Origin of the sequence: Thermococcus litoralis DSM 5473 (assembly GCF_000246985.2) — an archaeon.
GTDB classification, from domain to species: domain Archaea; phylum Methanobacteriota_B; class Thermococci; order Thermococcales; family Thermococcaceae; genus Thermococcus_A; species Thermococcus_A litoralis.
Map to the genome: position 1 here is coordinate 1,275,721 of NC_022084.1, position 12,211 is coordinate 1,287,931.

Consider the following 12,211-nt stretch of genomic DNA (forward strand, 5'->3'; position numbering starts at 1 on the left):
ATCCCTCACAACAACCAGCATGCAGCATAGTGATCTTTCTCAATCTCTTTCAGTTCTGGGATTTGTTCCTTACATTGTTGCATTGCGTATGGACATCTTGGGTGGAAGCGACATCCACTGGGTGGGTGTATTAGGTTGGGTGGTTGTCCGGGTATAAACTCGAGCCTCTCGACGTCCTCATGTAACCTTGGGATTGCAGCTAGGAGTTTTTGAGTGTATGGGTGAGCTGGCTCGTAGTATATCTTCTCGCTGTCTCCAATTTCTACTATTTTTCCTGCATACATTATTGCTACTCTATCACTTATCTCTGCAAGAATGCTCAAATCGTGTGTGATGAATATCATCGATAGACCCAGTTCTTTTTTCAGCTTCTTCATGAGGTTTATGATCTGAGCTTGGACAACCACGTCCAAAGCTGTCGTTGGTTCATCCGCAATGACGACTTCTGGTTCGAGGAGCAGTGCAGTAGCAATAACGACTCTCTGCTTCATTCCACCACTGAGCTCGTGTGGATATCTATAAACTATCTCTGGGGCAAGTCCAACTAGCTCTAGGTATCTCATAGCTCTATCCAAGGCTTCTTCCTTTGTCATACCTTTGTGATATATCAATGGTTCTATCATTTGGTATCCGACAGTGTAAACGGGGTTTAGGGCGTTCATGGCACCCTGGAATATCATTGAGATTTTCTGCCATCTAATCTCTCTCCTGAGAACCTCTTCAGGCAATCCAACGATCTCTCTGCCATCGATTTTTATGCTTCCTCCAATGATCTTTCCAGGGGGAGTAGGCATTCCCATTAACGTAAAGCCCAGTGATGACTTTCCACATCCACTTTCCCCTGCTAGGCCTAAAACTTCACCCTTTTTGAGCTCAAACGTGATGTTGTCGACTGCTCTCACAGGTCCTCTTGAAGTGAAGTAGTACATTTTAAGGTCCTTAACTTCAAGTACATTCTTGGCCATTTTATCCACCTCACAGTCTCTTCAGTCTTGGGTTAAGTACTCTATCGAGTGAGATACCAATCAACACGAAGGTGAATGCTACTAATGTAATTGCTAGTCCTGGTGGAATAACCCACCACCAGTACCCGTTAATTGTAGCACTCTGGGTCTGGGCATCGTAGAGTATTTGTCCCCATGTAACTGCAGTTGGATCACCTAATCCAAGGAAGCTAAGTGATGCTTCAGTTAAAACTGCACCGGGAACGTTAAGAGCCATTGCTGCAAATGCATATGGCATAATCTGGGGCATTATGTGTTTGAAGATAATTCTTCCAGTACCGGCACCGAGAGCAATTGCGGCTTCCACATAAGTTTGCTCTTTAATCTGTAGTGCCATACTTCTGGCAACTTTCGCAATTCCTGTCCAGTAGAATGCAACCATTAGAAAGACTATTGTCCAGAGGCTTACGTGTCCCTTAAACGCAGCGCCGAGGAGGATAAGTATTGGTAGTGTTGGTATTGAAGCCCAGAATTCGTTAACTCTCTGCATAAACTCATCTTTCCATCCGCCGAGATAGGCACTTGTAACTCCATAGAAGATACCTATAAGGACCGTAAGAACTGCTACTGTAACACCTACCGTGAGGGATACTCTTGTTCCCCACACGAGGCCTGCCCAGAGATCTCTAGCCTTATAATCGGTTCCCATTAACCCATAAGTTCTTCCTGAGAGGATGATCTGTGTGGTGCTTAAATCTACTTGATCTCCTTCTGTGAATGTAAAGATTTCCACTTGGAAGGTATATGTTCCCTTAAGAGCTTCGGGGTTTGTTAGAATGCCCTCTTGGGCTTTGGCAAATATCACTTTCATGGTGTCCATCGTGTTCTTTAGAGTTTCTCCACCTTCTGCGATCGTTTCAGGGTTTTCAAATTGAGATGCCCATTGGAATACCGCGGCTTTAACTTTCCCATCTTTTGCTAATTGATATATGGAGCCCTCTCTTAGCTCAGTGTTAAGGAGTTCTATCTTGTTTCCGTCAGGTCTTATCATTGTAACGACGATTTGAGCAGGAGTAGTTAGGTCTGCTAACTTAACTCCAATGTTTCTTATTATGATATCTGATGGGGGTACATCGTAATTGTTCTCGTAGGTGAATTCAAAACTATAGTACTTCATTCCTCCGCCGATGTCTTGTCCATCAGCGGTTATCCTGAGGTCATTTGCCGTTAAAACTTCGTGGGGAGCCAGTTTTTTGGTTGTGAAGTAGTTATACCAAACTGGGGGCACTGTTACGGGATTTCCTTCCCAATACTGTGTCCACTTCTTGGGGATGTCTGGCTCGGTTATGTATGGAGCTGCAAGAGCGGTGAATATCAACAGGAATAGCAATGCTAGTCCGAATAACCCACCTTTTTGTCTTCTAAATTCAAACCAGAAATCCTTTAAGCTCGCTTTTACGTCAACCCATCTCATTGCTCTTCACCTCATGTTGACTGGGATGCACCAACTTTGACTCTTGGGTCTAGATATCCATAAGCCAAGTCTGCAATGATCATCGCTATCAAATATAATGCCACTGTAACGAACGTTACACCCATTAATAGCCTAGTCTCGTTTTGCTGCAAAGCGGTCCAGTACAATCTTCCCATTCCTGGCCAGTTGAAAACGCTCTCGGTAATAATGGCACCACCAATTGAACCAAGAAGGCTAAATATTGTCATTGTCACTATTGGTGGAGCTGATGCTCTTAGGGCGTGTCCGTAAATGACTTTTCTTTCAGGAACACCCTTTGCTCTTGCGGCCATGATGAAATCTTCCTGCATTGTACCAATCATAATGTTTCTGGTCGTCCAGGCCCATCCACCAAACAGAACGAAGACTATTGTGGTCACTGGAAGGACCATATGGTAGAGGACGTCCAGATAATATGCAAAGCCTTCTTTTGGAGGTGTCGAGGTCATTCCACCGCTTGGGAACCAGCCCATTTTGAATGAGAATATTAGGATCATGATCATTCCGAACCACCACATTGGGATACTGCTTGTGACCATTGCTACTATGGATACCCCTCTGTCTAATATGCTTCCTGCCATTTGCGCTGCTTTTACACCTAAGAGCAGGCCTATTAAAATAACAAAGATCTGTGCTGTGGTGAACAAAATAACGGTTCTTGGGATTGCTTTTGAAATTATTTTGCTAACTGCAGTTTCACCAAATATTGGGGACTTTGTATTGCCAAAATTGAGCATTAAAGTGTCTTTTGTTCTTTCAAGAACTCTAATCATAAATGGTTTGTCAAGTCCATATGCCTTTAATCGCCTTTCATACTCCTTTTGATACCATTCATGATATTTTTCTGGGTCTTGACTTAGTGCTCTCGCAAGTTCAGGATTGCCTCTAAGATAAAGTCCTATTTGCTCGTGAATTGAAGACTTGATGTCCTCCTCTGCAACTTTCGTGAAGAGCACTGAAACCAGTAAAGTAACCAAAGCAAGAACCAACAGTGCGTTGAGGAGCCTAATTGCAATGTATTTTCCATATCCCAACTTACACACCTCCATTCAAATGTGTACATTGAGGCTTTTTATCATTCATCAACATTTTCAAGTTTGTAAAACTTTATATATTTTTCTATTTAGTGTCCAGTAAAAGGCTCATGAGCACAAACAGAGACATAGAAACGCGCTTAAATGCTTATCGAAATGAAATGCCTATATTAGTTAGACATTCTCGACCTCCACAATTAAAAAGAAGAAGAAAAATTAAAAATTTAAAGACGGGATGTCACTTCTTTCTTCTTAGGATTAGTGGGATTAGTGCTAGTCCTACGAGTGCTGCTGGTCCGCAGATTCCTCCAGTTTCTGTTGGGCTTGGGGAGCTTGTTGGGCTTGGTGAAGAAGTCGGACTTGGGGAGCTTGTTGGGCTTGATGTTGGTGATGGTGATGTTGTTTCTTCTTTCTTGATGACAACCAAGGCCTTCTTGTCAGTGAATGAAACAACGCCCTCTTCTAGTCCACCCTTGACGTAAACTTCGTATCTTCCAGCCTCCCACTTAGCAGTTTCTGAGCCTGGTATTGTTACTTCAAAGTTTCCAGCGGTGGCGAGCTTAGCCTCACCGCTGAACACTGTTTGTCCCTTCTCGTCCTTCACTTCAACAAAGACGAATCCCTTGTCAGCAGGCTTTGTACCGGTCTCTGGATACTCTTCAACTAAGTTGGCCTTAACTGCAACTTTCAAGTCATCGCCAGTGAATATTCTGGTTGGGACTTCAAGTCCGGCGAGTTCGAGCTTTGCGAGTATTAATCTCTGCTTCCAGTAGTCAAGGTCGAATGGGTATGTTGGGTCTCTGAATGCCCTCAACTCGAGGAAAATCTTATCTGGATCATAGCTCTCAATGTAGAATGGTCCGTTGCTTATTACAGCGTGTCCCTTGCTGTTGATCCAGTCAATTATCTTGGTGTAGCCTTCGCTTGGGTCGCTTACATCATCGGCAATTGCGGATGGAACGGCATTCTTGGCCTTCAAGGCCTCAAGAACCTTCTTCAAGTCGGCAACGTGGTCCTTCACGAGAAGGTCGAGCTGTGCAACACCTTCTGCTTCCTCACTGAAGGAGTACTTCTGTGATGCGCCGTATTCTTCTCCCTTGGCGACGAGTTCGCTTTCTGCATAGAGGAGTTGCCATGGTTGTGAAGCCCAGAAGACATTTGAGCTTGCCATTACATCGTCAGCAACTGGGTGTGTTAGGTCAGTGTAAACAACGTAGGTGTCTTCGTCAACCCACTGGATACCTTTAATTTGCTTAAGGGTTTCTCCTATTGATCCTTCTATCTTGCTATCATAATATGGGTCGTTGTCGCCGTCCATGGTTGCCCACTCCCAGCTGAATGCGGCAGCGTACTTGATGTCGGCCATGGTCATTGGGTGACCATCATGCCAGTTGCCGAACTTACAGTCGTAGGTAATCTTTGCCTTTGCCTGTTCACCGGCGTGGGCAGCAACCCACTTGTCTTGGGCAGTGTCGTAAACTACAGCGTCATCTGGTACTGTGACTGGTCCTCTCTCAACTTTGTAGTCGCATCTGACTGGGATGTATGTTCCAGTTGCAAGGTCGGTGTAGATTGTGTAGTCATACACTACTCTCCAGATTGCTGAGCTGTAAACGTCGTCAAGACCACCTATTGGGTTGAATGCGCTCATAAAGAGTGCACCAGCAGCTGAGTATTCAGCAACTTTAACAACCTTGTCTGGAGTCTCTGCTGTGATTAGGCTCCATCTTGTCCATAATCCTGAAGAAACGTCTCTTGCGATTGCTTGGACTCTCTCCTTGTTAACTGTGAAGTACTCCCACTGCTCTGATGTGAACACTCTTACTGAATCCATTATAGCTAGACCCATCGACAATTTTTGTAAATCCCAGTATTGGTCAAGGTTGCCTTCTTCAAGTACGTATTCTTTTCCATTATACTCGAGGTTGTTTAATACAAGAAGCTTAGTTACCTCTTCTATTGTCCAGTCATAGAGCTCTGCAAGTTTTTCTGGAGTGTTATAGTACTTTAAGTTTAGGTTTTCAATGGCACTTTCTGCACCTCCAATGTAATCAATAAACTCTTTTACAGTAGTTATTTTGGTTCCTTCCGGATATTGGGAAGTTTGACCATTAAATGGTATCCATCCATAGTACCATGCCGCGTTAAAGAATGCTGTGTAATCATCTGGCCACTTAACGTTGACTGTAGAAATCCAACCGGTTGTGTAAAGGTTCCATTCATAGTTCTTTGGATCTCCTGCATAGACAAGTCCACTAGCCTTCTTTCTATCCCAGAGGAGTCTGTCTACCTTTATGTTGAAGTACTTTTCTAATAGATCTGCTATATACAGGCCCTCATCTTTTCTTTCGTCTTCTATTCTGATAATGAACTTTACGGTTACTGGTTCCCCTTCAAAGTACCACCAAGTTTTTCCTTCTTCGTCCTGCTTAAGTTCCAATTTGTAGCCTTTGGCAGCAAGCTCCTCTGCAGCTTTTTTCATTGCGTTTTCGAAGATAGTCTTGGCTTTTTCAACATCTGCAGTTGCACTTAATCCTAATGCCTTATAAACCGGTTCAAAATACGCATTTGCACCAGTGCTTGGACTAATCGAACCAAACATTGGCGCTCCACTACCTTGAAGAATGTTCTGAACTAAGTATTGCCTGCTTATGAGGAAGTTTAATGCAAACCTAGCTTCTCTCATAGCGAATGGGTTGAAGTATTTCTTTTCGCCTACTGTAACTAAATATGGACTGTCTGGGTCGTGATATATGTTTATTGTGATTTCCCAGTATCCACTTGCACTTTTAATTAGTTCAAGCTTGTCTAGAATATCTTGGGGCAGATCTTTAAAGGTAGCTCCACCTACTGAGTGCAAAAAGATGTCTAAGTCTCCTTTTGCAACGTCTGTGATTGCTGCTTCTTGGTTTGTTCTAGCAGTTATATAAATAACGTCAGCTGCTGGGCCTTTTTGTGCTGCAGCTAGTGGGCTTAGTGCCATAACAAAAACAAACAACAATGCCAAAATTCCAGACCTCTTCATATATTTCGGCATCCTTCATTTTTTCTTCAATATTGCATGCCTTAGTGTATAATGGCATAAGGATATACATCAGAAGACCTATTTAAGAGTTACGTTTTTGTAAAACTTAGGCTCGGGATAAAAGGAGATAATTTCCCCTGATGCCCAATAGAATCTCCATTTAATACTTTGACAGTGTTGTGATGCAAATGGATCTCCTATATAAAGTCCATGGGAGATTACGCTGTTATTTTATTTGAAAACCCAGAAGAAAACTGTAGAAATCTGAGAAAAGCGTTTTATCAAGGTTTGACCATCATAAACTTTCCTTCTTCCGTTACTTTATTTGAATTGATGACAGATAGCACGGGAAGATTGGGCACCAAATTGACAAAAAATGAATTATTTTTGGAACTATTTGGCATTTTGATAGACAAATGACCAAAAATTTAATCAACAATAAACCCCGCTTAAAAATGGTGATAACCATGAGGAGGGAGTGGGAAACCAATCGGTAGAAAAAATAGAATGAACTATTCTGAAATTGAGATTCTGGGTGAAATTTTGAGGGAAGGAATTTATTGGGCCTATATGGGCCGACCGTTTGAGGTTTTGCCGTTTCTGAGGGGCAAACTCTTGGCCAAGATAAAGAGTTCCAATGGAAGCTGTAAAGACAAAGAGATGGAGCTTGAAAGAGCACTAAAGGAACTTGAAATGCTTTACAAGCAGATCAGTGTCTCAGAGAATGTGGATGAAAAGCAAATAAGAGAAGTGTTAGCATACAAACAGAAATTTGTACAGTTTTTGGCTTTTGAGGAAGATTTATAAGTTCTCCCACTTTTATTTTTGTTAGGGATGATGAGGGAGATTTCGGCAGAGAGATGAAGAGGCTCGCATGGTCTGACCTCTCGAAAGTTTTATAAATGGGCCCCCTTTATTGTGTTAAGAGTCACGATAACAAAAAAACCTCATTTCTAAGGAGGTGGTTTGAAATGGCTGAGACAATCCCCGTGTGTACATCATGTGGAAAGGAGATAACACCAAGAGAGCACGCTACCCACTTCATATGCCCAAACTGTGGGGAAGAAGTTATATGGAGATGTGAAAGCTGTCGTGTCCTAGGGGTAACCTACACGTGCCCCAAATGTGGATGGGAAGGACCTTGAGGTGAAGAAAATGAGCGATTTTAATTTGGTAGGAATCGTTAGGGTTATGCCAACCGATCCAGATGTAAACCTCGATGAATTAGAAGCAGCAATCAGAAAGACACTCGAGGAGAAGTTTGGGGGCAAATATGGAATCTCTAAGATTGAAAGGCAGCCAATTGCATTTGGGCTAGTTGCACTTAAAGTCTACGTGCTTGGAAAAGATGCTGAAGGATATTCCTTTGACGAAGTTGCAGAAGCATTTGCTCAAGTGGAAAACGTTGAAAGCGCTGAAGTTGAGACAGTTTCTAGATTTTGATAACCTTATTTTTTATTTTGAGAAAAATTTTAAAAGTTTGAGCAGCCTTTCTAGCCCATCGCTGTGAACGGCGAGGCTTTCGGAAGAAAAATGTAAAATTCTACCTGGCTTTCCGATACATTTTTAAGTGTTTAAGTGGTATTTTTTAAACAGGGGAGATAGGGCTATGCCATATTATGCTCATGCTACTGATCCGGTGACTTTTGGAACATTTTTTGTGTTGTATTATGCTACAATACCAACAGTAATATTCCTATGGTTCTGGAAATATTACTACCATATAAGAAAGGGTAACTACCACCTAAAACAACTTGCAATTTTAATATTGCTGGCTTTTGTAATTACTTCTTTTTCAGGCTTTAAACTCCTCGACCAGTACTTCTATATTTATTCACCAGTTGATGAAAAAATAACCTGCTATTCATCCTCTTGCATTCTTTCTTCGCCACTAATAACTGAATACAACTTTGCTAGAGAGGATTTTGAGAAAGTGGGGGTTCCCTCTATAGGTTTTATGAGGATGTATAGAGTCTACGACACCGGGATAAGCCACTCACTCTTGAGTCCAAAGAAATTAAACCATGTAGTCATCACAAGACCCTTATTTTTTATTCCTGCAATCGAGGTGTATGTGTATAGCATTTCAGAAGACAGGAGAATAGCGGGCAGGGATAAATTTTACCTGATATGGCCGAAATCCCCAGGAAAACTGCTTACTGAAAAATTTGATTTCAAGTTCAGCGTGATGATAGTGCCCGGAAGCTCGTAGAGTACTCTTTTTCGATTTTTTGGAAAAATTGAAAACAGAACAGGGCGTCCTTTGCTTCTAATTTTTAAAGTCTTACACTCAAGACACTTGTTCCGATCTTCTTGAGTTCATCAAGCAGCTCTTTGAACTCTTCTATAGCTATGCTTTCATACGCTTTAGTGTATTCATTCTCTAAGCCTTCTTTAAGTTTTGCAAGCTCTTTTACAGCCTTGAAGAACTTTTCATATTCCTTATTTATTTCCTCAAAAGCATCTGCCAAACTGTCCATATTTTCATAAACTTCTTTGTACATTTTTTCCTCGAAGAGCTCTGTTATAAAATTATACAGTGCATCAAATGCAATGCTGAAAAGCTCTTCATCGTCAACTTCTAAGGCTTTTAGGAGAGCTAGTTTGAGGGATTGGAATGCCCCTTTGAAGTCCTCTCGTGCGGCTTTTATCTCGGCTTCAACTATCCGTGCATTAATTTCAATCTCTGCATCTCTGGGAGTTTTTAAGATTTCTGAGATAAGCTCTTCAGCACGTTTATAGTCCCCAAGCTCGTAGTAAAAGTGGGCTAAATCGAGCAAACTTACTAGATAGTTTCTCTCATCGCTAAGCTCTCTAAACATTGTACTTGCTTTTTCCATTAATTCTATTGCTTTTTCTGTTTCTTCAAGTTCATCATAGTTTATTGCAATGTGTGCTAGTGTTAGTGCTTCTTCTTTTTTATTTCCAAGTTCCCTTTCAAGTTCTAGAAGCTTTTCATATGTCTCTATAGCTTTATCTGGCATTCCAAAATGTTCATAGGCATCTGCAAGATGGTAGAGGGCATCTAGGTATTTTTCTCCTTGGTCTTTATACTTCTCCACGAGCCTCTTGTAAACCTCTAGTCCCTTCTCAAGTTCATCTAAGTGGGCATAGATGTGGGCCATTTCATGAGCGAGTTCATAAGCCTCTTCCTCACATTCTAGGACAAGCTCCTCAAGTTCTTGGAGGAGATCTCTAAGCTCTTTTTCACTTTCAATAATTTCTAGGTAATCATCAAGGTACTCGAGGACTTTTTGGCAGTCCTTACTTTCTAATGCTTTTTTAAACTCTTCCATATCCTTTTCACCGTGTGTTGTTTGAGGAGTAGCTTAAAAAGGTTGACCGAAAAATTTATAAATAGCACAAAGGAATGGATAATCAGAATGAAAACACATTGTAACTAAAAGATCCCCCATGAAAAAATATAAAAAAGTCGGGGGTGGGTGGAGATGGCCCAACTTGCAGGCCAGCCAATATTGATTCTTCCCGAAGGAACCCAGAGATATGTTGGAAAAGATGCCCAAAGATTGAACATTCTTGCAGCAAGAATCGTTGCTGAAACCGTAAGAACTACCCTTGGTCCAAAGGGTATGGACAAAATGCTTGTCGACAGCCTTGGTGACATAGTCATCACAAACGACGGTGCAACTATTCTTGACGAGATGGACATCCAGCACCCAGCTGCCAAAATGATGGTCGAAGTTGCAAAGACCCAAGACAAGGAAGCTGGAGATGGAACCACAACAGCGGTAGTCATCGCTGGTGAGCTCTTAAGAAAAGCCGAGGAATTGCTCAACCAGAACATCCACCCAACGATAATCGTTAAGGGTTACACCCTTGCAGCTGAAAAGGCTCAGGAGATACTTGAGAGCATTGCAAAGGATGTTAGCCCGATGGATGAAGAGATACTCATGAAGGCAGCAACAACCGCCATAACTGGAAAAGCGGCAGAAGAAGAGAGAGAATACCTTGCAAAGCTTGCTGTTGATGCTGTAAAACTAGTTGCAGAGGAAGTTGATGGCAAGTACATTGTAGACATTGACAACATCAAGCTTGAGAAGAAGGAAGGTGGAAGCGTAAGGGACACTCAACTCATTAAGGGTGTCGTTATCGACAAGGAAAGAGTCCACCCAGGAATGCCAAAGAAGGTCGAAAACGCCAAGATCGCACTTATCAATGAAGCACTTGAAGTTAAAGAGACTGAAACAGACGCTGAGATTAGAATCACAAGCCCAGAGCAACTCCAGGCATTCCTTGAGCAAGAGGAGAAGATGATCAAGGAGATGGTCGACAAGATCGTTGCCACAGGGGCTAACGTTGTCTTCTGCCAGAAGGGAATTGACGACCTAGCACAACACTACCTCGCAAAGGCAGGAATCCTAGCCGTTAGAAGAGTTAAGAAGAGCGACATGGAGAAGCTCGCCAAAGCAACAGGTGCGAAGATCGTCACAAACGTAAGAGACCTTACACCAGATGACTTAGGTTATGCAGAGCTCGTTGAGGAGAGGAAGGTTGCAGGAGAGAACATGGTGTTCGTTGAGGGCTGCAAGAATCCAAAGGCAGTTACAATCCTCATTAGNGGTGGAACAGAGCACGTTGTCGACGAAGTCGAGAGAGCCCTTGAAGATGCCATCAAAGTCGTCAAGGACATTGTTGAGGACGGAAAGATCGTCGCTGGCGGCGGTGCTTCAGAGATCGAACTTGCTATCAGGCTTGACGAATACGCAAAAGAAGTTGGCGGCAAGGAGCAGCTTGCTATTGAAGCCTTTGCCGATGCATTAAAGGTAATTCCAAGAACCCTTGCAGAAAATGCTGGACTTGACCCAGTTGACGTCTTAGTGAAAGTAACTGCAGCTCACAAGGACAAGGGTGCAACAATCGGTGTTGACGTCTTTGCTGGAGAGCCAGCTGACATGCTCGAGAGAGGAGTCATTGAGCCATTAAGAGTCAAGAAGCAGGCCATAAAGAGCGCAAGCGAGGCTGCAATAATGATCCTTAGAATCGATGACGTCATTGCCGCAAGCAAGCTTGAGAAGGAGAAGGAAGGCGGAAAAGGACCAGGAGAAGAAGAAACTGAGTTCTGAAGTCTTACCCTTTTCTCTTCTTTTAGTTCATCATTATTCCTTCATCTGAACATGCTTAAGGAGATATGTGTCAATGCATATATTATGCAGGATGAAAGGCAAAATCTAAACTTTTTGGAGGTATCATTTATGCCTCACGGATGATATTGTTACATTTGTCTTAACAAAAGGTATATAATCTGAACACCAAATACATCAGTAATTACTTTCCTCCTTTCCCCAAGACCTTTCCTACATCGAAAACATTTTCTCGAAATAAAAACTCCTGTAATGTTCTTCGGGAATTTAACGTGAATGGGAGATAACCAATACGAGAAACATGGGTTTGCATATCTTCCCTTCATCCTCATGTATTGCTCTCACTTTCAAGCTCTATGTCCAAAATGGGAGCAGGATGAAGTACAAGAGGCCGGTTGTCATGTATACCCCTCTAATGACACGAACCTGATGGTTCTCAAGCCTGGGAGTTGTATGAAAATGAAGTAATGCTCAATATGGACTACTGGCTGGCAGACAACAGAACCTCCAAACTTGTTGTCATCTATGATTTGAGGGAAATACGGGCAGAAGTCAGCCTTCCACTGTGGTAGGGGACAAGCTTGAGGCATTTA

The 12,211-nt window shown here is 42.4% G+C and carries 11 protein-coding genes; 6 read left to right on the forward strand and 5 right to left on the reverse strand.

Going from position 1 to position 12,211, the window contains the following annotated elements; translation table 11 throughout:
- Positions 1-5 precede the first annotated feature (5 nt).
- From OCC_RS06875 to OCC_RS06890, 4 genes are all read right to left on the reverse strand, one after another.
- The gene (locus OCC_RS06875) at positions 6-965 is read right to left on the reverse strand and encodes an ABC transporter ATP-binding protein (protein WP_004070199.1); all 960 of its coding nucleotides are present in this window, start codon (positions 963-965) and stop codon (positions 6-8) included.
- 10 nt (positions 966-975) lie between these two features.
- Positions 976-2,418: an ABC transporter permease gene (locus OCC_RS06880; protein ID WP_004070201.1), complete on the reverse strand. Its 1,443-nt coding sequence runs from the start codon at positions 2,416-2,418 to the stop codon at positions 976-978.
- 11 nt (positions 2,419-2,429) lie between these two features.
- On the reverse strand, positions 2,430-3,491 hold the full coding sequence (locus OCC_RS06885) for an ABC transporter permease (protein ID WP_004070203.1): 1,062 nt from the start codon (positions 3,489-3,491) through the stop codon (positions 2,430-2,432).
- A 238-nt stretch (positions 3,492-3,729) separates the two neighbouring features.
- Positions 3,730-6,516, reverse strand: coding sequence for an ABC transporter substrate-binding protein (locus OCC_RS06890; RefSeq protein WP_023843727.1), 2,787 nt, complete (start codon positions 6,514-6,516; stop codon positions 3,730-3,732).
- Positions 6,517-7,059: 543 nt separating this feature from the next.
- Between OCC_RS06890 and OCC_RS06900 the strand changes: the two genes are divergently transcribed.
- The 4 genes from OCC_RS06900 (at position 7,060) to OCC_RS06910 (ending at position 8,728) form a co-directional block, all read left to right on the forward strand.
- Entirely contained in the window at positions 7,060-7,323 is a 264-nt protein-coding gene (locus tag OCC_RS06900) for a hypothetical protein (protein ID WP_148290421.1), read from the forward strand.
- Between the two features lie 164 nt (positions 7,324-7,487).
- Complete coding sequence (locus OCC_RS12270; protein WP_004070209.1) at positions 7,488-7,661, forward strand: zinc finger domain-containing protein; 174 nt, start codon at positions 7,488-7,490, stop codon at positions 7,659-7,661.
- A gap of 10 nt (positions 7,662-7,671) precedes the next feature.
- The gene (locus OCC_RS06905; protein WP_004070211.1) at positions 7,672-7,959 is read left to right on the forward strand and encodes an elongation factor 1-beta; all 288 of its coding nucleotides are present in this window, start codon (positions 7,672-7,674) and stop codon (positions 7,957-7,959) included.
- Positions 7,960-8,125: 166 nt separating this feature from the next.
- Positions 8,126-8,728 (forward strand): hypothetical protein, encoded by a 603-nt coding sequence (locus OCC_RS06910; RefSeq protein WP_004070213.1) that lies wholly within the window; start codon positions 8,126-8,128, stop codon positions 8,726-8,728.
- Positions 8,729-8,792: 64 nt separating this feature from the next.
- Here OCC_RS06910 and OCC_RS06915 read toward each other — a convergent pair whose 3' ends face one another.
- Positions 8,793-9,812, reverse strand: a complete 1,020-nt coding sequence (locus tag OCC_RS06915; RefSeq protein ID WP_004070216.1) for a tetratricopeptide repeat protein — start codon at positions 9,810-9,812, stop codon at positions 8,793-8,795.
- A 153-nt stretch (positions 9,813-9,965) separates the two neighbouring features.
- Between OCC_RS06915 and thsB the strand changes: the two genes are divergently transcribed.
- On the forward strand, positions 9,966-11,600 hold the full coding sequence (gene thsB, locus OCC_RS06920) for a thermosome subunit beta (RefSeq protein WP_020953716.1): 1,635 nt from the start codon (positions 9,966-9,968) through the stop codon (positions 11,598-11,600).
- Between the two features lie 467 nt (positions 11,601-12,067).
- The gene (locus OCC_RS12995) at positions 12,068-12,190 is read left to right on the forward strand and encodes a hypothetical protein (protein ID WP_256957792.1); all 123 of its coding nucleotides are present in this window, start codon (positions 12,068-12,070) and stop codon (positions 12,188-12,190) included.
- Positions 12,191-12,211 lie beyond the last annotated feature (21 nt).

Excerpts from the sequence above, each read along its gene's own strand:
- OCC_RS06875 (WP_004070199.1), bottom strand. The coding sequence starts at position 965 with ATGGCCAAGAATGTACTTGAAGTTAAGGACCTTAAAATGTACTACTTC.
- OCC_RS06880 (WP_004070201.1), bottom strand. The coding sequence starts at position 2,418 with ATGAGATGGGTTGACGTAAAAGCGAGCTTAAAGGATTTCTGGTTTGAA.
- OCC_RS06890 (WP_023843727.1), bottom strand. The coding sequence starts at position 6,516 with ATGAAGAGGTCTGGAATTTTGGCATTGTTGTTTGTTTTTGTTATGGCA.
- OCC_RS12270 (WP_004070209.1), top strand. The coding sequence starts at position 7,488 with ATGGCTGAGACAATCCCCGTGTGTACATCATGTGGAAAGGAGATAACA.
- OCC_RS06905 (WP_004070211.1), top strand. The coding sequence starts at position 7,672 with ATGAGCGATTTTAATTTGGTAGGAATCGTTAGGGTTATGCCAACCGAT.
- OCC_RS06910 (WP_004070213.1), top strand. The coding sequence starts at position 8,126 with ATGCCATATTATGCTCATGCTACTGATCCGGTGACTTTTGGAACATTT.
- OCC_RS06915 (WP_004070216.1), bottom strand. The coding sequence starts at position 9,812 with ATGGAAGAGTTTAAAAAAGCATTAGAAAGTAAGGACTGCCAAAAAGTC.